This is a genomic window from uncultured Tateyamaria sp. (assembly GCF_947494755.1).
GTDB lineage: Bacteria > Pseudomonadota > Alphaproteobacteria > Rhodobacterales > Rhodobacteraceae > Tateyamaria.
Genome location: NZ_CANLVZ010000016.1, coordinates 11,899 through 37,686, shown reverse-complemented (window position 1 = coordinate 37,686; position 25,788 = coordinate 11,899). Strand labels below are relative to the sequence as shown.

The following is a 25,788-nucleotide window of genomic DNA, read 5'->3' as shown; positions in this document are numbered from 1 at the left end:
GCCCATGACCACGGTGATCTATGGCAAACATCCGGCCTTTGGCGACTTCCTGACAGCGGGGCTGGAGCCTGCCGCGCTCACACAGCTTGAGGCGTGGGTGCAACCCTGCCTGACAGCCGTGCGCGACGAACTGGGCGAGGGGTGGGAGACGGCCTGGGATACTGCACCGCCCTTGCGGGTGTGGATCGGGGCGGATGTGCTGGGGGTGCCACTGATGGGCATTTGGGTGCCCTCGTGGGACAAGGTCGGGCGGCGCTATCCGTTGATTGTCGGCGTTGCGGGCTATGACACCTTACCCCCGATCCACCCGGACCATGACGAGGGGTTCTATGTCGCTCTTGAAGGTGCATTGCGCGACCTAGATGCAACCACTTGCGCGCAAGGCGGGGTGCAGGGGTTAATTGAGGGTATCGCCATGCCCCCGATCAATGGCACAGTGCCACAAATGCGCCCCACTGGGATGATATGGGGACAGCGGGCAGATGGGGATTTGTCGCGGCTGATGCGGGATGCACGCGACACGGACGCAGCCCGTGCCCAATTGGGGCGGAGCCATTGGTGGTATCCGGCAGGGGCGGGACGCGATGCCGGCTGGATGGGGACAAACGGGTTGCCGGATGCACGCGCCTTGCGCTGGCTGATGGCGGAGGTCGATACCGACACCATGCCCGCACAGGACGACGATGGCCACGCTGAGGAGGGTGGACACAGATGAGCGATGATATGGTGACACCTGCCGAGGGCCTGATGTCGTTCGAGACCAGCGCCCGCACGGATGTCGGCCGGGTGCGCAAGCTGAACGAGGACAGCCTGCTTGTGCAGCCCATGTCGGGGCTGTGGCTGGTGGCTGACGGCATGGGGGGCCATACCGCAGGTGATTTTGCCAGTCAGGCCATCGTGGCTGAGATGGAAACCATCGGTGTGCCCGCAGGTGCGATGGATTTGCGCGCGCGGTTCATGGATCGCCTCACCCGCGCCAATGCCACCATTCAGGCCCATGCCGCCGAAGTGGGCCGGGGCACCATCGGGGCCACGGTTGCGGCGCTGATCGTTCAGCAGGACCACTTTGCCTGCATCTGGTCCGGTGACAGCCGCGTCTACCGCATGCGCGGCCAGAAACTGACCCGTGTGACCCGGGATCACACCGAAGTTCAAGCCTTGCTGGATGCCGGATCCATCACGGCAGAGCAGGCCGAAAGCTGGCCCCGCAAAAACGTGATCACGCGCGCCATTGGCGTGACGGAACTGCCTGAATGTGACATGGTCGAGGGAACGCTTGAGGATGGGGACCTGTTCCTTTTGTGTTCGGATGGTTTGACGGAATATTTCGAAGATTCAGAACTGGCGGAAGTGTTGTATGAGGGCGTAGATTTCCCGCTGGACGGGATGTGCGCGCATTTGGTGGGCACCGCCCTTGCGCGGGGCGGGAAGGACAACGTGTCTGTTGTCATTGTGCGCTGTCATAGATTGAGTTTGCCGGGGTTGGCCGTAGAGGGTGAATATCCCGAGTTTCGAGGACTACAATGAGCGACGACAAGAAAACGCGTCCCGACACCCCCGAGGTGGACGGCGACGACGACGACAAGACAATTCTGTTTCGGCCTCAGCCCGCCGCCGAGGAGGCGGATGCTGATGCTGATGCGTCCGATATGCCCGAGGATGTCCCTGCCGATGACGCGGAGGAATCCGACCGCACCGTTGTCGTCCGTGATCCGGGCCCCGGGCGTACCGCCGCGCCGGTGCAGGAACCGCCCTCTGAGCCCTTTGATCCCGATGACAAGGCTACCGAAATGGTGTCCACCGGTGAGGACGAAGGTGCTGGTGCCGGCCCTGTCACTCACACCAATACCGCCTCGGTCGTACCCCCTCCGCCCGGGGCTGCGCCCACCCCGCTCAACACGCTTGAGCCGGGGCTGGTCATCAACAACATGTACCGCGTCGAGGAGCGTCTGGATCAGGGCGGCATGGGCCGCGTGTTCCGGGGTGTCGAGATCGGCACCGGCGAGTCCGTTGCCATCAAGGTGATCCTGCCCGAGATGGCCGAGGACACCAAGGTCGCGGATATGTTCCGCCGTGAGGCCCGCGTGCTGCGCCAGCTGCATCACGACGCGATTGTCCGCTATTTCGCCTATGTGCCCCCGGATCAGAACCTGAATCTGCACGCGTTGGTCATGGGCTTTATCCAGGGCACCAAGCTGTCGGATGTTCTGAAAGACAATGGCCCCTTGCCCCGTGCGGATGTCATCAAGCTGACCATGCGTCTGGCAGATGGTCTTGAGCGCGCCCACAATATCGGTGTGGTCCACCGCGATTTGTCCCCCGACAACGTGATGTTGCAGGACGGTGATATCGGTCAGGCCGTGTTGATCGACTTTGGGATTTCCCGGTCGTCCACGGTCAAGGACGTCACCATTGGCAACGAGTTTGCGGGCAAGTTGAAATATGTCTCGCCCGAGCAGTTGGGATCGTTTGGTGGCCAGGCTGAGGGCCCCAGTGATGTCTATTCCCTTGGGTTGCTGATGATCGCGATGTTGATGGGCAAGCCTTACAACATGGGTGGTAATTTTGCCGAGGCGGTGCAGATGCGCATGGGGGTGCCTGACATCAGTATGGTCCCCGAGGAGTTCCAGCCGATCCTCCACGAGATGTTGCAGCCTGATCCGGCTCAACGGATGCCCGGTATGGCTGCCGTGATGGACGAGCTGCGTGCCTTGGATGGTGGTCCCACCACCCGCTCGCGTGGCACGTTGCCCCCGGCGGTCCCGACGCAGGACCGGTCGGTTCCTGGCTTGCAGGCCGTGCCCTTTGCGGCCAGTTCGACCGCGACGCAGGCGGGCACGTCGCGCAGTGCCACTGCCGCCGCTGCGCCCCAGAAGTCGGGCGGTCGTGGTGCCATGTTCGCCGTTCTGTTGCTTGCTTTGGCGGGCGCTGGTGGGGCGGCTTATTATTTTGGTGGTGGTTTGGTTGCGGGCGGCGAAGAGGTTGCCAGTGCTGATACCGATCCGGTGACGGCCGGGCTGACCCGTGTTCCGGGCAGTCGCGCGACGTTCCTGGCCGAGACTGTGCCGCAGGACTGCGCCTATGCCGCGCGCCGCACCCATGGAGAGAGTGCCGGTCTGATCGAGGGGTTTGCCGCCGATCTGACCCCGTTGCAGGGGATTGGCGAAGCCTTTGGCGCCGCCTTTGGCAGTACCCCGGATGTGGTGCCCCGTGGTGTGACCCCCGCCCAATGTGCGGTGCTGGATTTTGCCCGCAGTTTACAGGGCACGCGTGGGGCAGGGGTCGAGTTGTCGCTGGCCGCCAACACCTTGTCCCGGTCCGATGGTGTGCTGGGCACGCTGCATGGCAGCACGGGGCGCGAGAACTGGCTGGCGCTGGTCGACCCGAACGGGCAGGTGTTTTCCCTGATGCGTCAGTTTGATGATGCCATCGGCGACGAGCGCCGCTTTGCCTTCCGGCTTGGGTCGGCGGCGCCGGGGATTTACATGATCGTGGCGACCGCCTCGGACAGTCCGCTGGTGCGGGCGGGCGCGATGCGTGACGGGACGCAGGCGGCCGACATCCTGCCGCTCATGACCCGCGAGTTGGCCACGGACGGGCAGGGGGCGGCGGATGTCGCCTTTCTGGAGTTGACCCGTTAAGCCGACCGCCTTGGCTTAGCGAACGTCGAAGGTCGCGATCCCGAAAACCATGGCCCGCAACACCTCGCCCGGGATGGGCGCGAACACGTCCTGTGCCACGTTCCCGATCCGCTCGGTCACGGCCAGAGGCGCGCCTTGGGTGCCCAAGGCCAGCAGGATCTGCCGGGTGGCCCGGTTGGGGCCGGAGCGCGCCACGGGGGCCTCAAACACCGGCGTGTTCCCCTCAAGCCGCACGAAGGGCGTCATATCCTGCACCACGCCGTTATCATCGACCAGCAGCAGCGTCACAAACAGCCCCTCTGCGCCGATCACACGGCCCGACAGGCTGTCCCCGCTGACCAGGCTGCTGCTGTCCAGCGCGAGGCCGATGCGGCTGGCGGGATAGCTGTCGGACTGGCGCAGCACGTCGAGCGTGGCGCATTGGCGCAGATCGATCTCTTCGCGGGTCTGGATGGGTTCGAAATCCAGACCATCAAGAACCCGCCCCGCCAGTTCATCGAGCACGTCCAGATCGGCCCCGATAAAGGACACACCGGCCCCCGGATCGCCGCCAGCACGGCGGGGCAGGGCGAGCGTGCATTGCGGTTGCGGTGTGGCGCGGATGCGGCGCAGCAACTGGCCAATCGCGATGTCTGACGCCGTAGGGTTGGGCAAAGGCCGCGTAGCGGGCGCAGAGGGGACCACAGGGGCGTCGGCGGTGCCATCACCCGCGCCCTCACCATCGGGTTCGGTGATTTCAGGCTCTGTATCGGCGGTTTCGCCCTCATCCGGGGCGGCCTCCTCGGGTTTTGCCACCTCTGGTTCCACTGGATCGGGCAAGGCGACAGGTGCGGGGGCGTCCGCGTCAGGTGTCACGACGGTTGGGGCGGGTTCAGGTGTCGGTTCCGGGGCAAGAAGGGCCAGCTCATCCGGCGCAGGCGTTGGTTCGGGTGCGAGGACCAGCGCGTCGCCTTCTTCGGGGCCGACATCGGGCAGAGGGCCTGCGCCGCCTTCGGCCAGCGGATTCAGCACCGTGTCGTCAATGGGGCTGAGCCCATCAATGGCCAGCGGCGAGGGGTCTTCGGGGGCCACGACCAGCGGTTCGGGGGCCGGTGCAGGCTCTGGTTCCGGGGTCGCGGGCGTGTCGTCGGGGACTTCGATCCCCGTCTCTTCGGGTTGCAGATCGGCGATCTCGGGTTCGACAATCTCGGGCTCTGTGGGTTCGGGTTCCACCACTTCGGGTTCGGTGACTTCGGCGTCCACAGCCTCCGGCTCGGTCACGTCCGGCTCAAGGACCTCGGGCGCGATCACTTCGGGCTCAGGCAGGTCCGGTTCGGCCAGTTCAGGCTCTGTCACGGCGACGTCGTCGGGCAGGGCAAGGTCATCACTTGGGGCCAATGCCTCGTCCTGAAGCGGGCCAAGCGTGTCCTCATCCAGAGGTGCCAGCACATTATCGTCAGGGGCGAGGGTGGCCAGATCGTCGGGATCAAGCGCGACGGCATCGGGTGGGATCACCGCGCTTTCGTCGATCACTTCGGCCTCGTCCACGATATCGGCGTCCAGAATTTCGAGACTGACGGCAAATTCAGGTGCGTCAGGTTCGTTAATCTCGGGTTCGGGAAGAAAGGCGACGGCCCCTGAAAACATGAAAAAGCCCACGACACCCGCATGGGTGAGCGCCGAGGCAGTAAGCGATCCGTACCACGTCAGGCCTTTGGAGGCGGCATGGGGCAGAAAGCTCATTCCGGCGCGTCCTCGGTGTTGAGGTGGAGCGTGACAAGCTGCACTTCGACCGCAATCAGTTCTTCGGCGTCGAGCAGGCCCAGAAGGGCGGCGGCGCCCAGATCACGGTCGGCCAGGACATAGACGGTGGGGCTGTCGATCAGGGCGGCGGCCAGAGTGCCCGTTTCGATGGGGGCCCCGTCGAGCATCATCGCCATGTCGCCCGTCACGATCAACAATGGTTCGGGCAGCAGATCAAGGGGCAGGCGGGTGGTTTCCGGCAAGGCCACCTCGACCGTGCGCGAACTCATCAGTGAGCCGGTGGTGATAAAGAAAAAGATCAGCAAAAGCACGATGTTGATGATCGCCAAAGAGCTGTCAAAGACGGCGCCCTTGCGGCGTTGGGGGAGGCGGGCGAGCGCCATATCAGGCCCCCTCGCGGGTGATTTGCACACCTGCCACGTTGGCCCCCTCAAGCGCTTCGAGCGCTTGGGCGACGTCCTGCACCCGGGCTGTTTCACCTACGATCAGCACCACCGACCCTGCCGCAGTCTGTGATCCGATGGCATCCGCCAGCTCAGCCAGTTGCGTGATGTCGTAATCCTGCCCGGCGGTGCGTACGGTGCCGTTGTTGATAGTCCACAGGGTGATGTCGGCGTCCACGCCGGGGGGCGGCGGCGGCTGGCTTTCGTCTGTGCCGCCGGTTTGGGCCTGTTCGGCGTCGGGCGCGGGGCCTGAGGCCGTCTTGAGCGTGATCAGCGAGTAAGGTGTCAGGCTGGTCGACAGCATGAAAAAGATCAGCAGCTGAAACATGGCATCCGCCAGAGGTGTCAGCACAAACCGGTAGCGCCTTGGGCGTTCCGGCAGCGGTGTCTTTTTGGAGGCCATCCGACGCGGACCCTGCTAGTTGGCCGCGTTCGGATCGACCCGTCCGTGGATGGCTGCTGACATCAGCGCCTCGATCATATTGCGTTCGCGGTCGATCCGACCCTCAAGCCAGGTGGCAAGGAAGAAGGCGAACAGCGCGATTACAAGGCCCGCGGCGGTGGTTGTCAGAGCGACATAGATACCGCCCGCAAGCGTCGTCGGATCAACCGCCCCTTCGGTCACAGCCAGCACCGAAAACGCGTCGATCATCCCCACAACCGTGCCAAGCAGCCCAAGCATGGGTGCGGCCTGTACCACCATATCCAGTGCGCGCATCCGCTCGCTCATCGTGGCGAGTTCGACGATGGCGGTCTGGCGGCTGAGTTCTTCGGCATAGGACACATCGGTGGGCCGCGCCTGAATGCCCGAGAACACCGCTTGCAGGATCCGTGACAGGACCGAGCGGCGTTGCCCGGCGGCTGTGATCGCCTCGTCCGCGCGCCCGTTCAGCCAGTCATCGAGGATCTTTTCCGCCTCGTTGCGCCGTCCCACGCCCATGCGGGCGAACTGCCCGACTTTGTAAAGCCCGATGCCGAGTGCCACGAGGGACAAAAAGCCGAGCAGGCCGTAAACGGTGAACGTCGCAAGGTCAAAGATGGTCATGTCTGTTCCTGATAAATGCGTGGATCACAGGCCGAAGGCGATATCGGTGCGCGATGTCACCGTCAATTGGGTCAGGCACACATCGCTGCTGTCTGTGTCTCCTCCTGCGATCGCGCAAGAGGCCACGTCGTTGACGATGATTTCGGACAGGTCCGTGCAGGCGGAAGGCAGGTTGTATTGCACCACCCGCCGTTTCCCTGCGCTGAGCGACCCAAGCGGCAGCGCCAGCAGGTTGCGGAACACCCCATCCGCGCCGAAGACCGCGAGGCGCCAGGTGACTTCCTCGAAATCCTGATCAAGCCCGTTTTTGCCAAAGAATATCACCTGGCAGCCCCCATCGGATGAGGCAGTGGCCCGGTTCAGTTCCAGCGAAATGTTCGGGGTGGCGTCCTGTGCGTGTGCCGCAGCACCTGAAATAAGAAGTGTTGCCGCCATGGCAGTTAAAAAACGCGTCATCAAAGCCCCCGAAATGCCTGCAATCTAATAGCTGCGTGCATTAGCGGTCTTGGGCTCTGACCTGTCAACTCTCAAAAGCGGATGGGCCTGCCCTCTTTGGAGGGCGGATGCACCTAGCGGTAGACGCCTACGATGTAGTCCGGCGCGTTGCGCGGTGCCGCGCTTTCGTCCGAAATGAAGGATCGCGAGGTGGTATAGCCGGTGGGCGCGAGGGCTTTCGCCTTGGCCCGGCGGTTTGGCGTGTAGCTCACAGTGTGGGCCACGACCTGTTGGCGGGCGAGGCGTGCGGCGGGTGCATCCGCAGCGGCGCGCATCGCGACCGCCTCAGACCGGCCACGGGGCCGGATATTCGACACGTCCTGCGTGCGCAGCTTGGGCGAGATCACGTCGCTGTCGGCAGCAGGTGCGCCAAGTTTGGGTGCAAATGTCGTCGCGGTGAACGATGCTGGCACGTAGTCCGGGATCACAAAGCCGGAACCAGCGTCCGTCTGAACATCCGGGGAAACAAGCGTCGCTGTGCGGACGGGCGAGCTGTAGTCGTGCAAAGCCGACAGACCAAATCCTGCACCGCCAGAAAAAGCTACAAGGGACAACGAGAGAAAAAAGGCGCGTTTCATGTCAGAAGATATAGCATGCCGTACTTAGGAATTCATCGTCACCCCATTGAAATTTGCGGCTTTCCGCTGATTTTTTGCAACAGTTTCGGGGGTCTGAGGGCTGTAAATCGGAACTTACAACCGGGGGTAGTCATAAAATTGACGCATTTGCGTGAAACGCCCCCTCTGATCGGGGCGATGATCCCCGGTTCTTGGATGATTTGCTTGCATGGCATTTGTGAGGCCGCATAAGGTGTTACACAGATGAAAACAGGCGTTTGGAGACCTCTTTCGATGACCCGGTTCTGCCGAAATGTGGTGATTGCCTTGATGGCTGGCGTGTTTTCGCCGGTTATTGGCGTCGCGCAGGGCCTTGATATCCAACCGATCGGCATCGAATTGGCTTCTGAGGGTGACGCGTTGGTGCTGGCCGCCCTTCCAAGCGCCACAACCGGTCCTGTTTTCAGCGGTCTGATCGAATCAGCAGGGGTGATTCAAGCGGCTGTGCGCACCCCGGGGACGTTGCCAAAACCGTCCATTATCCTGGGTGTGATCGGAGCCGGGCAGGAAGAAGAGTTCGGGATCGAACGCCTGCTGCCGGCCACGGTGGAGGAGGTCGCGTTTTCCATCGATGATCTGGCCGCCCGCGAAGCGATGCGCGCCGAGAACCCTGACCTGTTTCGCCGTTTGATAGAAGAAGGGCATCTGGACCCCGAAGCCGATCAGCTGAACCGCGCCTTGCAAATCGAATTGGCACGGATGAATTGCTATCGCTCTGGTATCGACGGGGCATGGGGTCCGGGGTCTCGCCGTTCGGTGGGCGAGTATTTCCAGCAGTTGGCCTCGGTCACGTGGGACAATCCCGAGCCGTCCAACGGCCTGTTCCGGGCGATCATCATCAATGGTGACGTGGCTTGTCCGACACCTGTGGCGGCGGCGCGTCCCGCACCAACGCCGCGCGCGACCACAACGCAGCGCACGACAACCACGACCACGCGGCGTGCCCCGGCACCCGCACCGGCACCGCGTGCAGCAGCGCCTGCGGCCAAGCCGAAACCCAAACTGTCGATTGGTGGCTCGGGCGTCTTCCGCTAGGCCCGTGCGCTGCCGCTGAAGCCCACATGATAAATCAAAATCGACCTGCCTTTGGATTTGTCAGGCGCATCGAATGATGTAGGCTGTCCGCACAAAGATATTGCAGTTTATCCCCTGCGGGAAAATCGTTTACATCCGAGCCTTGGCAAACGGGGCCGATCACAAGAAGGGAATGATGGGTATGGGTGATACGTCACTTCGGGGCGGCGAACTGAAAAAGATGGTGAAGCTGTCAAAAAAGCGCGCCATGTCCTTTGCCTACTGCCCTGCCGGATCGCCGCAGGACGATGTGTTCTATATCGACCGCAAGAAAAAGCCTGAGGTCATTGGCCGCGAGGCGCGCGCCGAGAGCGAAGGCACCAAGCTGGGCTTTGGAACGGTGGAAAGTACGGGACGGGTCATGTCGCTGACCTGCACCCGCGAACTGCCGCAGATGGCCAAGAAGCTCAAGAAATACCTCAAGCTTGAAAAATGCCCCATGAACGTGATCGTTCTGGATGCAGACGGCAATGTGCTCGAAGAGGATATCGAGGATCTGCCCGCCGATCCTGAAATGGACGCGGATGACGCGGATGTTGTCGAGGACGCTGCACCGGCGGAGTCGGGCAATGATGACGCCGAACGTGTCGACGCGCTGAAAGCCCGTGCCGTGGCATTGCAGGGTGCGATCAAGGGTGCGCCAAGTGCGGCGCAGGCCCCGCTCGCCAAAGGGTACAAATCGGCTATCGTTGCGTTGAAGGGCGGGGATTTGGACACCGCCGATGCGACGATGGGCAAGCTGGAACAGGCCATTGCGAAACTTGGCAACGGTGCAGAGGCTGCGGCACCGCCGCCACCCCCTCCGCCATCTGCCGATCCGATGGCGATGAAGTTGCAGACCGCTGCAACCAACCTTGGCAAGCGGATCGAAGGACTGCAGGACGGCGACGGCAAGACCCGTTTGGAAACCGCCCATGCCGCGTTGCTGACCCAGATCGAAAGCGGTGATTTTGCCAAAGCGGCGGCCACGGCCAAAGCCTTGGGCGAGGCGATCACCAAAGTCTCTGCTGCGCAGACCAAAGCGGCCCCGTCCGAAGAGGCCGCGAGCCCCGAACCGACGTCTGAACAGGCTGCTGATCCAAATGCGAGCGAAGACGGTCAGGCCTGGAACGCGGCCCGTGCCCGTCTTGAACCTGCGGTGATGAACCTGCTTGAGCGCAACATGGGTGACGTCAGCAAGATGCGCGCCGCTTGGGCGTTCTTTACCGAAAAAGGGGACACGGGTGCCTTTGTGGACGGGATGAAGGTTGTTCCCGGCCTTGAGAAACTGATCGCCGAGGGCGAAGCGGCGGAGCAGACCGATGCCGAAAAGGATATTCCGGCAGACGTAGTGCCCTTCGTGCGCGCCCGCCTTGGCTGGTCCAAGGCCCGCACCCAGTTGCAGTCCGAGATGATGAAGCTGCAAAACGCCATTCTGGCTGTGTGTCAGGGCGAGGAGTTCGCGGGTATGGCCAACGACACCAAGGCGCTGTTCTCATATCTGGAGTCGCTGGATGATCGGCTTGAGGCTGCACTGGAAGCGCTGGTGGTCGAGCCGGATGGCGCCCGCCGTGAGACCCTCAAGGGCGATGCCCGCAAGGTGCTGGCCGAGTATCAGTCCGAGTTGCAGACTCCGTTCTTCAAGGATGTGGACGCCAATAACGGCTTTACCACCGTCAGTGTGACCGGCACGGCCACATCGGCCTTGGCCGAAGTGGATGCGGTGCTGGCAAAGGCGGCGTAACCTAGTTGCCCATCGGCACGGGCTGGTAGTCGGGGATGGTCGTGTCAAACGGCATCGTCACCCGGTAGGCCAGCCCCAGATACTTGTCATCGGCGAAGAACACGAGGGTGCCGTCGCTGACTTGCGGCGGGGTCAGGTGTGACAGGTCCGGCTTGCCAAAGTCCCGTAGGCGGCTTTGCCCTTGCTGCCATTCGGCGTCTTCCTCGGCGTCGTAGCGTTCGAAATACGCGGTGCTGAAGGTTTGCGGGTCAAGGATGACCCCAAAGTTGAACCCCTCGGCGAGGTGGTTCACCGCCTTGGCTGCGGTTTCGGCGTTGGCAGGTTGCTGCAATGCCGGCACGTCCCCAAAGAGGGCCGCGATATCGGTATATTCCTGCGCGGTATCGACCCGCACCATGGGCGCGCCGGTCATATCTAGCATCAGGTCGATCGGGGGAAGGTCCACGTTTGGCTACCTTTCGAGTTCAAGTGTTGGCATCAGTCTTCGACGCGCCAGTTTGCTTTCAGCCAGTCATCGCCCAGAGGCCAGAGGCCCCCCGACATCACTGACTTTTGCCACAGTTTGGGTTCGCCTGTCAGGGGGTCGGGTGCGATGACAAACAGGTTGTGGTCCCCCTCGCTGCCCCAATTGGGATCCGCAACCACAAATTCGGGCACCCCCAGTTCCTGGGTGAGCGTTCGGGTCGCGAGCTTGGTGAAGCGTTCGTCTTGGGCGGTTTTCTCTGCCAGCTTCTTGGCGTTGAGCTCTGTGGCCGAAGGTGCGGTGGTTTGCGCGCTGGCCCAAGCCTGCGCTGCGGCGTCGGCGCGCGCTGTTTTGACTGCATCCAGTTGAGTGCTGATATGGCTTTCGAGTTCAGCCGGGGTCATGTCTGTCGTGGGTCGATTACCAAAGGCCGCCCGCACCAGATTGCGTTCTGCATCGGTGCTGACCTGGTTCAGCGTCGCCTCCATCTGTTTGTCATAGAGGTAGACGGCCCTGTCCCTGGGCAGTTTGGTGGTAGCGATCTTACGCCCCGGTTCGACAAGCATGGACTGAATATTGGCATCGACGTCACCCGTCAGCAGCGCCTTGTAGGCCCCTTCGGGCGGCAATGCGTTGAACGAGTGCATTCCTCTGGTCGCCACCATTGTCATGCCCTGATTGCTGAGTCCGCCAAGGCTCTTGAGTACTTTGATCGCCCGGTCGCCGGTCGTGTCGGAGCTGTCTTTGCTGACCAGATCGGTGCTGCGCTTGGTGCCGCCATGCCCGAACAGCGCATCGCCCGCTTCGTCCCCGAACCCGCCAAAGCTCATGTCCCAGGGCTTGCTGGGCCCGGCCATTCGGTCGACGCTGGCGACGAAGGCCGGGTCGTCGATATAGGCAAGTACCTTGTCGCGGTCTGTGTCCGGCAACCCTGCGGCGGTGACGGCCTCGGTCGATTTGCGTTTGATGAAAGCGATGAATTCCGCCTGAGATAGGATCGGCTTTTGAGTGTCCGCCTCGATCATCCGCATGAAGCCCTTGTCCGAAGAGCCGTCATTGGATGTGCCGGAGGCATTGGCCAGCGGGTCATAGGTGAAGGAAAACCCACCCGCGACCGCCTGCAGGAGTTGGGGTTGCAGCGTGGTCCAGTCCGCGCTGTCCAAGACGCTGCCCACGTTCATCAGGGAGGGGGCTGTGGGATCGCGCATTCCGAAGACGGCCGCATTGATGTTGGTCCGTTCGCGGCTGGAGGCGAGGCGGGCACCGGCGGCGGCCACCGAGTATTCCAGACTGCGCGTTAACGGATCATCACCCGGCGGGATGTTGACCACGGCGGGAAGCGGGCGGCCCTGCTTGGGCTTGAACGTGCCGGTGGTGGCGATGTCGCGGTACATCTCCATTACCGCAAGCGGATCGTCATCGCGCATCTTGCGCAGCGGTGCCGTCGCAAAGCAGGAGCCCACATCGGCCTGGGCCACGGGGGTGACCATCGACTTCAGGATGCCTTGCTGAATCTTTTCCTTGACCTCGTCCGCCTTTGCCGGATCGTCGAAATCGGCCAGCGGAATGCCCATCGATTTGTGCATCAGATCCCGCGCGGCGGGGGAGGCGGGAACGGATGTTACGGAATTCAGGATCGCTTCGGCTTCGGCCCGCCGGGTCGCCCCCTCCGTTGGGTCGCCAAAGAAGGCGGCCAGCTTGTCCATCTCGGCGTTCATCATCGCCGACGGCTGGAATTGCCCATCCGCAGAGAACTTTTGCCGGTCAAGCACGTCCTTGAACGCGTCACCGTCCAGCGCGAGTTTCACCACGGTGTCGCCGTCGGCGTTGACGGTCTTTTCCATCATGGCGCCCGCCGCCTCTGTGGCGCGCAGACCTGCGGTCTGTTTGGGCGTCACGGATCCGGCGGCGCGCAAGATGGTGTTCTGTTCAAACGGGATGCCGCGCGCAATCGCGTCCTGGGCCTGATCGGCAAAGTCGGGCCCAAAATAGGCCACCCGGTTCAGCAACTGCTTGGCGTAGTTATTGGCAGCCCCGGTGTTCATGCTTTTGGTGGGCGGGGTGACGCCGTCTGGTCCATCGGGCGGTTGCCATTCGAACCCGGTTTCACATTGGCCAGCCAGATAGACTGCCGTTTCCGCAAGCTTTTTGGGGTCTTTGGCGGTGGCGGCGAGGCGGCAGGTTTGCGTGGCAAGGGCAGGGTTGGTGTCAAATAGATCGACGACATCCGCCACCATGTCATCCGGGATCGGACGACCCGCGACGGGGGACAAGGGCCCGAAGGTGATTGCATCCAGCATGGTGCGCTGCGTTGTGGCCGCAGCCAAAACGGTTTTGGCCTGATTAAGTTCGGCGACCTTCGTTGTCAGGGCGGCGTACTTGGCCTGATGGTCCGTCAGGGCCGTCGCCTTGAGGGTTCCCAGTTGCTGCACGTCAGTGCGCAAGTCGTTGTAATCGTCCATCAGGTTGGTCGGGATCGGGGGCGCCGTCGCGTTGATCTGCCCAACAAGTTGGCGGAGTTCCTGGATGCGGGCCTGTTCCAGACCGTCCAATCGGTTGTACTCGACGCTTGCAGCGGTATTGGCTGCGTTGGCGGCCTCGTATTCGCCCTGCAATGTCTCCACTTCGCCCTTTTTGGCACGCAAGAAGTCCGGCGTGGCGGGCTGTCCCCCCAAGAGGGCGGCGTTGCGTTCAAGGCTGGCGACGACTTTGTCTGCGGCAACCTTATTTGAATCCATCAAGCGCAGGATGCCGTCCTGATGCGCCTCTTTGGCCCCTTTGCTGGCCAGATCCGCCTTTGCCATGCGCACGCCCACGGTGCGTTGCAGCGTATCGAGATCAACAGCCCGCCTGGCGGCCTCGTCTATGCGGGTGGTCAAGGCACTGAGGTCGTCCGCATCGCGTGATGCAAGCTGCGTGTTGATAAAGGCGAGGTCGTCCTTGATCTGGGTCTGGAGCGTGGTCATCTGCGCGAATTCAGCCTCGCCGCTGAACCGCGAAAGATCGGCATCGCGCCCGGTTTCAAGACTGGCACGGACCTGTTCGAACTGGTGGGTCACCGCAGTCGTCAGGGCCAGCAGCGCAGCGGCGGCCAGTTGCGTGACCTCGTCAGCGGTGTGGAAGTCCTCAAGTTTGGCAGTCAAAGCGCGCATTGACTTGATGTCATCCATGGGGACAGAGGCGACTTCGCGTTGCAACGCTTGGGCGGTCTGCACGGCGGCGGCCAATGCAGCCCCTTGGGGTGTTGAGGCATAAGGCGTCGGGTCAAGACTACCAGCGGCGGCCAGCATCGCCGCGCAGAGCGTCTTGGCCTGCGCGAGTGCGGAGGTTGCCGCCAGTAAATCCGCCATCGCCTCAGTCGCGGCGCGCACGGCGCGGTCATAATCTGGCTTGGCGGCACTTGCTGCTGTCATTGCCTCTTGTGTCGGCAAGGGGTCGGCCAAAAGCTGCAGGATCACCCGGCGGGCGGTTTCGATTTCGTCCTTGTCGGACTGGGCAAACCCGTCCTCACCTGCGGGCACAACCGCGCTGCGAGCCGCATCGGCAGCATCCGTCAAGTCGCGCCGCAACTGTTCCATTTGTGGAATTGCGGGGGTGATGATGGCCGCGGCCTGATCGAATTTTCCCGCCCTGTGCGTGGTATCTGCGGTGTCGGCCAGCGCCATGATCGGCGCGCGCTGCGGGTAGTCGTCGGGCACCTGCACGGCGCTGTCGTCAAACAGCTTCTTGAGGTCGAGGTAATTGCCATATGCCCCGATGATGGCCTTGTTCGTCGCTGATTTCTCGCGTTTGCGGAACAGATCTTTGACGCTTTTCTTGAGGTAGCGTGTGATGAATGTTTGCTGTGCGTCACTCAAGTCGGCCCAGGTTTTCATCGATCCGGTCTCTTTTCAAAAGGGTTTGAAGAATGGCGCAAAGGTACGAAAGCCGCGCGGTATTGCAACTGAGATTTATAAGGGTGCTCTAAATTATAAATTGCACATTGCCAAATGGCAGCTATATTATAAATAAATGCCAAAAAGAGATTATGATGTCCTTGCAACCTCTCGAAACCAAAGCGCAGGCGTTTACTGCTGATCCAATTACGGATGCAGAAGCGGGGGCGATGCTGCGCGCTGTCGTCAATCTGTTTGCCAAATGGCAAATTACGGATGAAGAGGCGGCGACTTTGCTTGACCTGCCGGTGCGCACCTATCGGCGGTGGAAAGCGGGGCAGCCGGGGCGGATGGATCGCGACACCAAGGCACGCCTGTCCAATATCATAGGCATTCACAAGGCGCTGCGCCTGATCTTTGTCGATCCCGCCCGCGTCTATGCTTGGGTCAAGGCCCCGAATGCGGCCTTTGGCCAACCTGCGCTGCAGGTGATGCTGGGGGGCGAGTTGACCGACCTGATGCGTGTGCGCCGCTATTTGGATGCGGAGCGTGGGGCCTGGTGACGTTGCCTGCGGCCCATGTGGAGTGGGACGCAGGCGTGCGGATTGTGCGCAGCAGTTTCCCCCCGATTGATCTGTTCGAAGACATTGCGGACCCCGAAGACTGGCCGCTGCTGATTTCAGCCGAGCAAAAGACGAATCCCCGGGTGATGGACACGATTGGCAACCTTGATCTTGTTCCCCCGGCGCGCCGCGTCAGTGGTCCGGGGGCGAGTTACCTCATGGCCCCGTTCACGCATACCAGCCCGGATCGCCCCAGTCGGTTCTCGGACGGGCGCTTGGGTGTGCTGTATGTGGCCAGCGACTTTGACACGGCAGTGCACGAAACGATTTTTCACCACGCGCAATTCATGGCGCAGACGGCGCAGCCCCCCGGCTGGACGTCGCAGTTTCGTGAACTGGTCCTGGGTGTTGATGCGCGGCTGGTTGATCTGCGCGACACGGCCCCGGCTGACCTGCTTGACCCCGATGACTACAGCGCCGCGCAAGCCTTTGCCGCGCAGGTGCGGCGGGAAAACGGTGACGGGATCGTGTATCCGAGTGTGCGCGGTGAGGGCACTTGTGTGGGCCTGTTCTATCCCGATCTTGCACGCCATCCGGTGCAAGGGCGGCATTTGGACTACCATTGGAACGGGGCCCGTGTCGATCTGGTCCGCGACGCCAGCCGGGGCGAGGTGTTCCGTGTCCTTTGATAAGTGCGGCCCATGATCAGGGCGCATATGGCCTCTTTCCCTCGACGCAGAGACCTGATGCTGCACAACATCCAAGCGGTTCTGCCGCAGGTCGATCGCCTGTTCCTCACCCTCAACCAGTTTGAACATGTGCCAGATGAGATCGCGGGGAATGAGCGCATCGTGACCGTGATCCCCGATGATGATCTGCTGGATGTCGGCAAGTTCCATTTCCAGCCTGACCCGGACGATTTGATTTTCACCATGGATGACGATCTGGTCTATCCGGCCGATTACGTGGCGCACATGCTGTCCTTCACCGAACACATGGATTTCGACACTACCCTGATCGGGCTGCATGGGTTGTCGCCGGATGCCGAGGCACCGTCGGGGTGGAAATACTACCACTTTCGGCGCGGGATGAAGTCGATCCGGGGTGTGACCCGGCTTGGCACCGGGGTCGCGCTGATGAAGGGGACAACCTATCCGCCGCTGGCCGCAATGCGCGGGGCCGAAGGGTATGTCGATATCCGCTTTGCGCAATGGCAGATCGCCCAAGGCAATCTGATGTGGACCGTCCCGCGCACTCGCGGGTGGGTCAAAGGCAACGTGCCCGACGAATTGCAGAAGTATTCGCTGACCGAACGCTATCTGTTTCGCCCGACGCCGCAGCATCAGGCCGAAACCCGCAAGCTGTTGCAGACCACGGCGGCCAATGACGGCTTTCGATATTTTCAGTGGAAGAAGTTGCACCGCAGCGGCGGCTGAGGATTTTCGTGCGTTCCACTGCCCAAGTCCTGCGAGTTTCGGCCAATTGCTGCCGAAAATTTCAACATCCGGCGTTCTTGTGACCAAGAGACGGGTCTGGCGCACTTCCGTCATGGATAGGCGTTTGCATTGACGGTATTTCGATACAGGTCGAGGTGATGATCAAAGGGACAGTTGGTGAGTGAATTGCAAAAGAAGCGGCCGACCGGGCTTAATCGGCTGAGTGCGGTGCGCAATACGCTTGTGCGGCTCAGGTGGCACTATCTGACCCGGATCTGGGGGCATGACATTCATCCCACCGCGCAGTTCTCACTTTCTGCCAAGTTCGACCGGACCTTTCCCAAAGGTGTGCATGTCGGCGCGCATTCCTACATCGCCTTTGAGGCGCGGATCCTGACCCATGACCGCACCCGCGGCCTTTATGTGCATACACGGATTGGGCAAAACTGCTTTCTCGGTGGGCGCTGCATGATCCTGCCGGGTATCGAGATCGGAGACAACTGCGTGATTGGCGCGGGGTCTGTTGTCACCAAATCCGTTCCGCCGCGCAGTCTGGTCGCGGGCAACCCCGCGCGGGTCCTGCGCGAAAATATCGACGTTGTGGCCTATGGCCGGTTCGTGGATGCGGACGAGACGGAAAGCAGGCTTGCCATGGCAGAAGATGGATGAAGCGCCGGTTTGGACCTCGCGCTTGGGGTGTGGCGGCTGGTGCATGCGCGGTGGTGGCGGTGATGGCCGTGTTCCTCCGCCCGCAGCCCTCGCAGATCAATGATGTGGCCATAGCGCCCCTTCTGCCCGGGCCGGTGCGCATCGTTGCGTTCGGCACCAGCCTGACGGCGCGCAGCCCATGGCCTGACGAGTTGCAGACGGTGTTGAGCGCATGCCGCGATGCCCCCGTAGAGGTCAGGCGAGTCGCGGCACCGGGAGCGGGGTCGGCTTGGGGTCAGTCGCTTGTATCTGATGTGATCGCTGCGCAGCCTGACGTGGTTCTGCTGGAATTTGCCATCAATGACGCTGACATTTTGGATGGTGTGCCGCTGAGCCGTGCGCGGACTCAACATGCCGCGATTTTGGATGACTTGGGTGCTGCCGTGCCCGAGGCGCGCATCGCGCTGATGACGATGAACCCGGCTTTCGGGCTCCGCGGCATTGTGCGGCCGTTTTTGAACCTCCACTACCAGCAATATCAGGCGCTGGCTGCGGATCATCAGGTTGGTCTGGTGGATTTATATTCCCGGTGGCTCATGGCCCCACGGCATATTGCGAAACCCGCTGATGGGCTGCATCCCAGCCCGGATCAAGAACGGCAGATCATCGTCCCGACGCTGGCCAGCGCATTGGGGTGTGACGCGGACTAGGTGACTTTCAGACGCCGGTGCCGCGCACAACAACGCGCACGGTCTGCATCATAATGCCCAGATCCGTCCCCAAGGATTGCGTCGACATGTATTCGGAGTCGTAACGGGCCCGGGTCGCGAATTTCGTTTCGTGGCGGTCAGATACCTGCCAGTTTCCGGTGATGCCGGGGAACAGCCGATAATAGTCGGTGCCGGGATAAAGCGTGCGTTGGCTACACATCATCGGGCGCGGGCCCACGACGCTCATGTGGCCCATCAGTACGTTCAAAAGCTGTGGCAACTCATCCAGTGAACTGCGCCGCAGAAAACGCCCGATGGGAATGATGCGGGGATCGTTCTTGAGCTTTTGGGTGGCGTCCCACTCTGCGCGGGCGGCGGGGTCCGCGCGGAGGTGCTGTTCGAGCCGTTCGTCAGCGTTGGGCACCATCGTACGGATCTTGAGCAACTTAAAGACACGACCGCTACGCCCGATCCGGTTTTGCAGGTAGAATGGCTTGCCACCATCCAGCGCGACAAGGCCTGCAATGATCGCGATGATTGGCAAGAATATGGGAAGGCTGGCCAGAACGATGACGATGTCCAACGTCCGCTTGCCAAACCGGCGATAGAAAGTATTGGCCCGGCGGCCCAGAGCAAACTGTGAACGTGTCGAAGGTATCATATTGTCAAAAAACATAAAATTCTTCCCTGGCGGTCTGCTCATGTTCGGCGTCATCGAATGCGATGCGCCGGACCCAAATCACAGTGAGGTGCGGCTGATCTGACGCGTCGTCTTATCGATACGTTCAGTTTGTGACAAAAGCCTGCTGCACGTGCAAAAAGTTTTCATGCAATCCTCGCGCGAAAGCGATTTCTGGCCGAACCTCGCTGAAATTACGAAAAACTGCGCAATAAACATGCGAATTATGTCTGAGTGCTTGCATTTGCTCAGAAAAACGGCACTGAAACCGGCTCGATTCGGGTCCGTAGGTGTATGGTTTCGGGTGGTCGACTATCGTGGGTTGGCGGCTTTTACCCGCGTCACGCCCCAAAATGCTGCAGGCGGCGTACTATCCGGAATGGCGCAACGTCTGGGTCAGACAATCGCGATAGGTTTCAAGCCGTTCGTCCACGTCTTTGAGTGCGACAGCGACCGCTTTTTTGAGGTTCGCCCGGTCGTGGTACCCATCAATGATCATCTTGCGGGCCTGTGCGGCGTCGACCTCGCGGCAATCCGCGACGTGATCGTATCCAAGGGTGCCGAACAGCCCGATGAATTTGCGGCTGTAGGCCATCGGAATGACCGGCACCCCACTGGAAAAGGCCGCGATGCAGGCGTGCATGCGCGCGCCAAAGAAGAAATCCATGGCCGCAATCTGGCTTTTGGCCATGCTTGGGTCTTGCGCGGGCGGCTCGGCAATCACGCCTTCGAATTCGCGGGCGAGTTGCAGGGCCGCGGCGTGGTCGTCTTCCTTGGCCATGGAATTGTCAGGCCGGATCACGTGACTGATCAGATGCACGGTGCATCCGTCCAGGTCGTTGAAATAGGACACCAGATCGCGGATCAGGGCGGCGTAGTCGAGCTTGAGGCCAAATTCGTTCTTGCCGGTGTAGCCGCCCGAAAACAGCAGGCCTGACACATTGATCCCTACATGCACGGTGCCATCGTCGGTTGCGGCAGGTTTGTCGTAGGGCAGCAGGAAGGCGACATCGGTTGCTTCGTTCAGATTGATATCCTGGCCGGAGATCTTGGTCGCGTAGGCGGTCGACAATTGATCGCGTGCAAAGACGAAAGCGGATTTGCGCATGACCGCCACAGCCGCCTTTTGAACCCAGGTGCGTTGGAAAGGCCCGATGGTTTGGGGCGCAAAGCCGAGCGGTGTGCGCGCCGCCAGGGTGATCCGCTGCGCCGCCATCTGATAGAGAAACCGCTTGGTTCCATAGATGTCGGTAAAGCTGTCGCCGCCGCAGATATCCACCATCAGACTGCACCGCCGCGCCATCGCCCACATTCCACTGGGGGAGGTCAGGAATTTTCGACTGAGTTGGTGATAGGTGACGTTGTCGCCGGTGATATAGGGATCGTTTGGTTCGCGCCACGCTGCGATCTCGAAATGCACGGTATGACCAAGGGCGCTGGCGGCCTCTTGGATGATCCGCATGTCGGCGATCGTCAGCGCGCCGATGCCCAGATTTGAGGATGTCGTTGTGTGGCCCAACAGCCCGATCGTGATCTCTCGACCTGCGCTCATCTTGCTTACTTCCGCTCTTCTTACGTCGCACCACTTTGGGCGTGTGGCTTCTTCATACCGAAAGATTGTGACGGGGAAACCGATCATCGCTGCACTTGGCGGTCTTTGGCCTGCCGGTGCTGGTTTTGGCCAAATCATTGGGCATTTTGGTCAGGGGCCGCTACAGACCGGATCCAAGATGGAGAGACGTATGGTCGACACCACCGACCCGCTGAGCGCAGTCAAACCGAACGCTGAAGCATTGATGAAGGCGGCAGCGCGCAACGGGCGCAGTCCGTTGGCGCATGCGTTGCTGAAACTGGCGCGCATCCCCCGGCTTCGGTCACGGGCGCTGAAACTTGTGCTGCGGCTAGAGGGGGGCGAGATGTTTTCGCAGTCCTATCGCGCGCATCTTGCCCGCGCCTTGGATATTGAGGTCGGGCTTTATTCCTATGGTGGGTTGCTGAGGCTGGGCGCCTTGCCGCCGGGGTCTCGGGTGGGTGCATATTGCTCGTTCGGGACGGGCATCACCGTGCGCCGCCGCAACCATCCTATTGAACGCGCCACCCAACATCCGTTTTTCTACAATGCCGCGTTGGGGGCCTTGCACCGCGATACGATTGAGACGGATCGAGAAAATCCGATCAGCATTGGCCACGATGTCTGGATCGGGGATGGGGCCACGATCCTGTCGGGATGTCGATCTGTCGGAACCGGGGCTGTCATCGCCGCCGGAGCCGTCGTCACCAAGGATGTGCAGCCCTTTGAAGTGGTTGGCGGGGTTCCGGCCAAAGTGCTGAAGATGCGGTTTGCCGCGCCCGTTCAAACCCATATCGAAGCGTCGGCGTGGTGGCGACATTCCCCCGATATCCTGATGCGCCGGCCCGATCTGTTTCTGACCGAAATGACGGTCGAGGCGGCGCAAGCCCTTGAAACCTGGTCGAATGAGGTGCGCGCCTAGCCGCGTCACTGCACGGCGTCGTCCCGCACCGCGACCTTTTTCATGGCCATCTCCCAAAGCTCCCGGATCAGGAAGAAGCCGGTGCCAAAGACCAACAGCAAAACCAGGCGGTCCGTGTCGAAGATCGACGCAAAAGACGGGTCCACATTGCGCGCGGTCAGGACAATCATGCCGCCGATTACCGAGGTAAAGACCAGCAGCGGAATCCATGTCCGCCATGCCAGGCCGATCCGCTTGTTGACCAAGGATAGCGACATGATCAGCGATGCGATTTCGCCCAAGATGGCTACAATGACCAGATGCGTTGCGCTGCCACCCATCAGGACGATGATCAGCCCGACCGGGATCGCGCTGATACGAACAAGATTGGCATAGAGCGGATCCGAGGTATGGGCCGTCGCGATGGAGATGGTCACCGGGCCTGCCTTGGCGATCCGAAGGCCTTGCATCAATCCCAACAGCACCAAAAGGGGCAGAGCCTGATCAAATTCTTCGCCAAACAATGCGCGAAACAACCATGGCCCGATGGTCGCAAGGATCACGGCAAAGCCGACGCCCGCAGCAATGCCCGCCTGCACAGCGGCAATCGCGCCCAGCTCAAGCCCGCGCTGTTGCTGAAACCGGCGCGACAGGGTGGGCAGGAACACAGTTTGGATTGTTTTGCCCACGATCAGCGTCGGCGTCAGCGCAATGGTGAAGGCGGCACTGAACCAGCCCAATTCGACGGGCCCGAACTGGTTCGCGATGATCAACCGGTCCCCGTTCAGGATCATGAACATCAACAGCCCGTTGGTCATCAAGGGCAGACCAAAGGCCATGACCCGCCGCGCGGTCGCTATATCGAGACCCAGCCCGTAGCGGCGCTGCGCCCAGTAGTGCGACAACAGCACAAACGCACCGTGTTGCAGCATGATCGAGGCGACCATGGCCCGGTAGTCGGGAAAGATCATCACCAGCGGAAAGATCGCAAGCATCGCCCCGCCCTGCGAGATCAGCGGCACCAGAACGAAGGATTTGAAGTCCTTTTTGCGCTGCACCCGAAACATGTCGAGATGCCGGAAGCCGCGCAGCAATGGGACCAGCGCGAGAACCTGAAAGGCATCCACCGCTTGGGGGGCCTGAAAGAAGTTGGCCAAGGGGGTGGCGCAGATGAACAGAAAGAACGCAAGCACCGCACCGCGCATGATTTCAAACCCGTGCATCGTGCTTTGAAGTTTTGCGTCATCCCCATCCTTGGCCTGGATCAGCATCCGGTCTGACGCCATGTTGGTGGCCAGTTCCATCGCCGCCACAATGATCGCGAAGGTCATCGCGATACCGTAATTTTCAACCGTAAGTAGTCGAGCAAGAAACACGTTACGGGCCAGCAAAAACAGTGATGACACGATATTGCCACCAAAGATGAAGGCACTGTTACGGATCATTCGCGACGTCCATGTCGGTGGGAGGGATTGGTCTGCGCGTCCTGGCTTCAGAGATATAGGCGGGCGCGCAGGATGGTTGGCATTTATGGCTTTGCATGTTCAATCCTCCGTTCCGCTTGAAATCAGTGTTAGTGGCCAGCCGCCTAAGGTGACGGCAGTGGCGTTGAAAAGACCTGACGCATCATCCAGACCATCCGCGCCGCGCGCAGCCGGAACAGCGTGCTCAATCCGCGCAGCCGTTCGGTGGTGGATCCCAGTTTGGGGGAGGTCAGGATTTTTGGTGCATGGGCCAGCGACGACATCAGCACCAACACCGCACGGACGGCCCAGACCGGGCGGCGGAAAGACTGTTGTGCCGTCAGTGCGTAACTCTCCTCTGTCAGCCGCAACCATTTCTTGCGCAGTGCGGCCCAGTCATTTCGCGTAGGGTGGGCGACGCAGAGGCGCGGTTCATAGGTCAGGCGATAGCCCTTGGCGACGGCGCGGTTGCACCAGTCGCGATCTTCGGACAGGCCGGGTATCAATGGCCCGACGTCATCCCATATTCTACGCCACGTGAGCAGATTGGCCGTCACTGAAAAATTCATCTCGGCGATATATCGCTCTTGATTGAAGGCGAAGACGGTTTCAAACACCTGCGCCCCGTTGCGGGGGGGGGCTGTTTCATCAAACACCTCCACGGCCCCGCCGACTATATCCCGCCCTTCGATCAGGTCGTAGGCGGTCTTGATCCAGTCCGGGGACGGGACACAGTCGCAATCAAGGAAAAAGATGCGGGGCGCAGTGGTTTGAGCGACCCCCGCGTTGCGGGCGGCGGCGGCCCCTCTTTGCGTTTCGGTCAGGAAGGTGATGTCAGGATGCGCCGCGCATGTCCGGCTCAGGTCCTGGGTCGAGCCGTTGTCCACCACCACGATTTCGGTGGGGGCGGGCAGGGGGTCTTTGGTCAGCGCCGCAAGGCAGCGATCGAGGCGCACCACGTCATTGTAGTGCGGAATGACAACAGCCGCTGCCGGAGTTATGGGCGCTGGATCGGTCATTCGGGCTGGTGCGCCAAGGGGTGATCGGCATCGTCGATACGACGGGTCGAGACGACCTTGGCCGGGGCCCCGGCAATGATCGACATGGCAGGATATGTGCCCGACAGGACTGCGCCAGCGGCCACGATACAGCCATCCCCGATCGTGGTTCCGGGCAGAACGACGACACGGGTTGCCAACCATACGTCTCGGCCAATGATCACGTCTGCTTCGTTCATATTCTGCTTGGTCACGCAGGGGCCATCATTGTAACGATAGCTGGCGGCGGTGATCATCACCTCTGGCCCGAACAGGGCGTCCGCCCCGATCACGATCCTGGCCACCGTCGGACCGGCCCAGATCATGCAGCGACCCCCCAGATGCACATTGTCGCCAATCTCGATCCGTTCGGGTTCGGCAAACCAGACGTTCGGGCTGATGCTGATGCCACGGCCCTGCTTGATCTTTCTCAGCGGGGCGACATGAGAATAGTTGTAGAAGTTCAGTATCTTCAACATGTGAAGATACGCGCGTGGATCGAACACGGTCAGCAGCAGGCGCCAGAACCGTCGTCGAATTGACAAAGTGTTTTTTCTAGCCAAATCAGCACCTAAACGGCGATCAACCCCCCAAGTTGGACGCGCCGTACTCCCTTTTTCTAGTAACCTCTAAGCCACATTTTTCGTTCTCGCCAAACCATCCGCCACGTGTCCAGCAATTGGGTGGACCCGGCGCGGCCAATCTTGACCATGACCCAACTGATCGCAAATCGGCTTGCGACCCAGGCCCGCACCAGAAAGACCCCGATGGGCACTTTCCACGCTGGCCAATATTCACGGATCAGGGTGACGCGGGCGCAGGCAACAAGTTGTATCTTGTCGGCCCGCACGCCGGTGGATGCCCCGACCAAATGCATGATCCGCGCATCGGGCGTGATCATTGGACGATAGCCCATTTTGCGGGCGCGATGGCACAGGTCGGCCTCTTCGCCGTACATAAAATACTTGGTGTCGAACCCGTCCAGCTTGTCCCAAAGCGACTTGGAGATCAGAAAGAAGCAGCCAATGACGATGTCCACATGGCGCACCGTGTCGCGCTCCCACCCGCCGATCTGTTCGGAATTGCAGAATTCACTGCCCGGAAACATCTTGTCCAAGCCCAGTACCCGGCACGTCATGCTGCGCATCGTGATTTCGTTGCAGCAGGAAAACGGGTTCAGATCCCCATTGGGAAAGTAAGTGCGTCCGCCGTAAATGCCGCCTTCGGGGTTGGCCTTGGCGAAGGTCAGCAGGTTCACGATCGCGTCTTCGTAGGTTTCCGTGTCGGGGTTGAGCAACAACAGATAGGGCGCGTTGGCCTCGGCCGCGACGATGTTGTTGGCCATTGCAAAGCCCGCGTTTTCGGACGAGGCGATCAGCTGCACCTGGGGGAAAGCCCGCGCAATCGCGTCGGGCGAGCCGTCCTTGGAGGCATTGTCATAAACGATGACCTCGGCCAGCACGTCGCCGCCGCAGTCCAGCAACGTCTCGATACATTTCAAAGTGAGGTCCTTGGTGTTGTAGCTGACGATGATGATGGTGATGTCAGGCGTGGGTGCCCCCGGCACATCACCGTTCCAAACGCGAAGCGTGTGGTCACCGCTGTCGCGGTCCGCCAAGGTTGGCGCGGCGCTGTGCTGTCGATCTGCCATCAAGTCCGTTC

General features: G+C 61.3%; 25 protein-coding genes. 11 read left to right on the top strand and 14 right to left on the bottom strand.

Annotated elements, in window-relative coordinates:
- Window positions 1–4: 4 nt before the first annotated feature.
- The 3 genes from tagF to Q0908_RS17190 are packed head-to-tail and all read left to right on the top strand — an operon-like array spanning window position 5 to window position 3,641.
- Window positions 5–715 carry a type VI secretion system-associated protein TagF gene (tagF, locus tag Q0908_RS17200; RefSeq protein ID WP_299287425.1) on the top strand — a complete coding sequence of 237 codons (711 nt, stop codon included), beginning with the start codon at window positions 5–7 and terminating at the stop codon, window positions 713–715.
- Window positions 712–1,527: a protein phosphatase 2C domain-containing protein gene (locus tag Q0908_RS17195; RefSeq protein ID WP_299287422.1), complete on the top strand. Its 816-nt coding sequence runs from the start codon at window positions 712–714 to the stop codon at window positions 1,525–1,527. Before tagF ends, Q0908_RS17195 begins: the two co-directional genes overlap by 4 nt.
- Window positions 1,524–3,641, top strand: a complete 2,118-nt coding sequence (locus tag Q0908_RS17190) for a serine/threonine-protein kinase (protein WP_299287419.1) — start codon at window positions 1,524–1,526, stop codon at window positions 3,639–3,641. Before Q0908_RS17195 ends, Q0908_RS17190 begins: the two co-directional genes overlap by 4 nt.
- A 15-nt stretch (window positions 3,642–3,656) precedes the next feature.
- Here the strand turns inward: Q0908_RS17190 and Q0908_RS17185 are convergent, their stop codons facing one another.
- The 6 genes from Q0908_RS17185 to Q0908_RS17160 all read right to left on the bottom strand — a co-directional run bounded on the left by Q0908_RS17185 (window position 3,657) and on the right by Q0908_RS17160 (window position 7,945).
- The gene (locus tag Q0908_RS17185) at window positions 3,657–5,363 is read right to left on the bottom strand and encodes a hypothetical protein (protein ID WP_299287416.1); all 1,707 of its coding nucleotides are present in this window, start codon (window positions 5,361–5,363) and stop codon (window positions 3,657–3,659) included.
- A complete protein-coding gene (locus Q0908_RS17180; RefSeq protein ID WP_299287413.1) occupies window positions 5,360–5,767 on the bottom strand; it encodes a biopolymer transporter ExbD in 408 nt (135 codons plus the stop codon). The genes Q0908_RS17185 and Q0908_RS17180 overlap by 4 nt, the downstream gene beginning before the upstream one ends.
- A gap of 1 nt (window position 5,768) precedes the next feature.
- Window positions 5,769–6,230 (bottom strand): biopolymer transporter ExbD, encoded by a 462-nt coding sequence (locus Q0908_RS17175; protein WP_299287410.1) that lies wholly within the window; start codon window positions 6,228–6,230, stop codon window positions 5,769–5,771.
- A 15-nt stretch (window positions 6,231–6,245) separates the two neighbouring features.
- Window positions 6,246–6,872, bottom strand: coding sequence for a MotA/TolQ/ExbB proton channel family protein (locus Q0908_RS17170; RefSeq protein WP_299154023.1), 627 nt, complete (start codon window positions 6,870–6,872; stop codon window positions 6,246–6,248).
- 24 nt (window positions 6,873–6,896) lie between these two features.
- On the bottom strand, window positions 6,897–7,328 hold the full coding sequence (locus Q0908_RS17165) for a hypothetical protein (RefSeq protein ID WP_299287406.1): 432 nt from the start codon (window positions 7,326–7,328) through the stop codon (window positions 6,897–6,899).
- A gap of 113 nt (window positions 7,329–7,441) precedes the next feature.
- The gene (locus Q0908_RS17160; protein ID WP_299287403.1) at window positions 7,442–7,945 is read right to left on the bottom strand and encodes a hypothetical protein; all 504 of its coding nucleotides are present in this window, start codon (window positions 7,943–7,945) and stop codon (window positions 7,442–7,444) included.
- A gap of 243 nt (window positions 7,946–8,188) precedes the next feature.
- On the opposite strand from Q0908_RS17160, the gene Q0908_RS17155 reads away from it, so the two are divergent.
- Both Q0908_RS17155 and Q0908_RS17150 read left to right on the top strand, forming a co-directional pair.
- Window positions 8,189–9,019, top strand: a complete 831-nt coding sequence (locus tag Q0908_RS17155) for a hypothetical protein (RefSeq protein ID WP_299287400.1) — start codon at window positions 8,189–8,191, stop codon at window positions 9,017–9,019.
- Between the two features lie 181 nt (window positions 9,020–9,200).
- Window positions 9,201–10,781 carry a hypothetical protein gene (locus tag Q0908_RS17150; protein WP_299287397.1) on the top strand — a complete coding sequence of 527 codons (1,581 nt, stop codon included), beginning with the start codon at window positions 9,201–9,203 and terminating at the stop codon, window positions 10,779–10,781.
- Window position 10,782: 1 nt separating this feature from the next.
- On the opposite strand, the gene Q0908_RS17145 is transcribed toward Q0908_RS17150, so the two are convergent.
- A complete protein-coding gene (locus Q0908_RS17145) occupies window positions 10,783–11,226 on the bottom strand; it encodes a hypothetical protein (protein ID WP_299287394.1) in 444 nt (147 codons plus the stop codon).
- A gap of 32 nt (window positions 11,227–11,258) precedes the next feature.
- Window positions 11,259–15,119 (bottom strand): hypothetical protein, encoded by a 3,861-nt coding sequence (locus Q0908_RS17140; RefSeq protein WP_299287391.1) that lies wholly within the window; start codon window positions 15,117–15,119, stop codon window positions 11,259–11,261.
- Between the two features lie 152 nt (window positions 15,120–15,271).
- Here Q0908_RS17140 and Q0908_RS17135 point away from each other — a divergent pair, with 152 nt between their 5' ends.
- From Q0908_RS17135 to Q0908_RS17115, 5 genes are all read left to right on the top strand, one after another.
- Complete coding sequence (locus tag Q0908_RS17135) at window positions 15,272–15,682, top strand: MbcA/ParS/Xre antitoxin family protein (RefSeq protein WP_299287388.1); 411 nt, start codon at window positions 15,272–15,274, stop codon at window positions 15,680–15,682.
- The gene (locus Q0908_RS17130; protein WP_299287385.1) at window positions 15,679–16,371 is read left to right on the top strand and encodes an RES family NAD+ phosphorylase; all 693 of its coding nucleotides are present in this window, start codon (window positions 15,679–15,681) and stop codon (window positions 16,369–16,371) included. The genes Q0908_RS17135 and Q0908_RS17130 overlap by 4 nt, the downstream gene beginning before the upstream one ends.
- 57 nt (window positions 16,372–16,428) lie before the next feature.
- Window positions 16,429–17,118: a hypothetical protein gene (locus tag Q0908_RS17125; RefSeq protein WP_299287382.1), complete on the top strand. Its 690-nt coding sequence runs from the start codon at window positions 16,429–16,431 to the stop codon at window positions 17,116–17,118.
- A gap of 177 nt (window positions 17,119–17,295) precedes the next feature.
- Window positions 17,296–17,787 carry an acyltransferase gene (locus Q0908_RS17120; protein ID WP_299287379.1) on the top strand — a complete coding sequence of 164 codons (492 nt, stop codon included), beginning with the start codon at window positions 17,296–17,298 and terminating at the stop codon, window positions 17,785–17,787.
- Window positions 17,784–18,476, top strand: a complete 693-nt coding sequence (locus tag Q0908_RS17115) for an SGNH/GDSL hydrolase family protein (RefSeq protein ID WP_299287376.1) — start codon at window positions 17,784–17,786, stop codon at window positions 18,474–18,476. The genes Q0908_RS17120 and Q0908_RS17115 overlap by 4 nt, the downstream gene beginning before the upstream one ends.
- Before the next feature lie 7 nt (window positions 18,477–18,483).
- Here Q0908_RS17115 and Q0908_RS17110 read toward each other — a convergent pair whose 3' ends face one another.
- Together Q0908_RS17110 and Q0908_RS17105 are read right to left on the bottom strand one after the other, a co-directional pair.
- Window positions 18,484–19,152, bottom strand: coding sequence for a sugar transferase (locus Q0908_RS17110; RefSeq protein WP_299287373.1), 669 nt, complete (start codon window positions 19,150–19,152; stop codon window positions 18,484–18,486).
- Between the two features lie 373 nt (window positions 19,153–19,525).
- Complete coding sequence (locus Q0908_RS17105; protein WP_299287370.1) at window positions 19,526–20,707, bottom strand: polysaccharide pyruvyl transferase family protein; 1,182 nt, start codon at window positions 20,705–20,707, stop codon at window positions 19,526–19,528.
- Window positions 20,708–20,897: 190 nt separating this feature from the next.
- Between Q0908_RS17105 and Q0908_RS17100 the strand changes: the two genes are divergently transcribed.
- Window positions 20,898–21,647 (top strand): CatB-related O-acetyltransferase, encoded by a 750-nt coding sequence (locus Q0908_RS17100; protein WP_299287367.1) that lies wholly within the window; start codon window positions 20,898–20,900, stop codon window positions 21,645–21,647.
- A 5-nt stretch (window positions 21,648–21,652) separates the two neighbouring features.
- Here Q0908_RS17100 and Q0908_RS17095 read toward each other — a convergent pair whose 3' ends face one another.
- The 4 genes from Q0908_RS17095 to Q0908_RS17080 all read right to left on the bottom strand — a co-directional run bounded on the left by Q0908_RS17095 (window position 21,653) and on the right by Q0908_RS17080 (window position 25,777).
- Window positions 21,653–23,071, bottom strand: a complete 1,419-nt coding sequence (locus tag Q0908_RS17095) for an oligosaccharide flippase family protein (protein WP_299287364.1) — start codon at window positions 23,069–23,071, stop codon at window positions 21,653–21,655.
- Window positions 23,072–23,214: 143 nt separating this feature from the next.
- Window positions 23,215–24,108 carry a glycosyltransferase gene (locus Q0908_RS17090; protein ID WP_299287362.1) on the bottom strand — a complete coding sequence of 298 codons (894 nt, stop codon included), beginning with the start codon at window positions 24,106–24,108 and terminating at the stop codon, window positions 23,215–23,217.
- A complete protein-coding gene (locus tag Q0908_RS17085) occupies window positions 24,105–24,605 on the bottom strand; it encodes an acyltransferase (protein ID WP_299287359.1) in 501 nt (166 codons plus the stop codon). Before Q0908_RS17085 ends, Q0908_RS17090 begins: the two co-directional genes overlap by 4 nt.
- 140 nt (window positions 24,606–24,745) lie before the next feature.
- Window positions 24,746–25,777 carry a glycosyltransferase family 2 protein gene (locus Q0908_RS17080; RefSeq protein WP_299287356.1) on the bottom strand — a complete coding sequence of 344 codons (1,032 nt, stop codon included), beginning with the start codon at window positions 25,775–25,777 and terminating at the stop codon, window positions 24,746–24,748.
- Window positions 25,778–25,788: the final 11 nt, after the last annotated feature.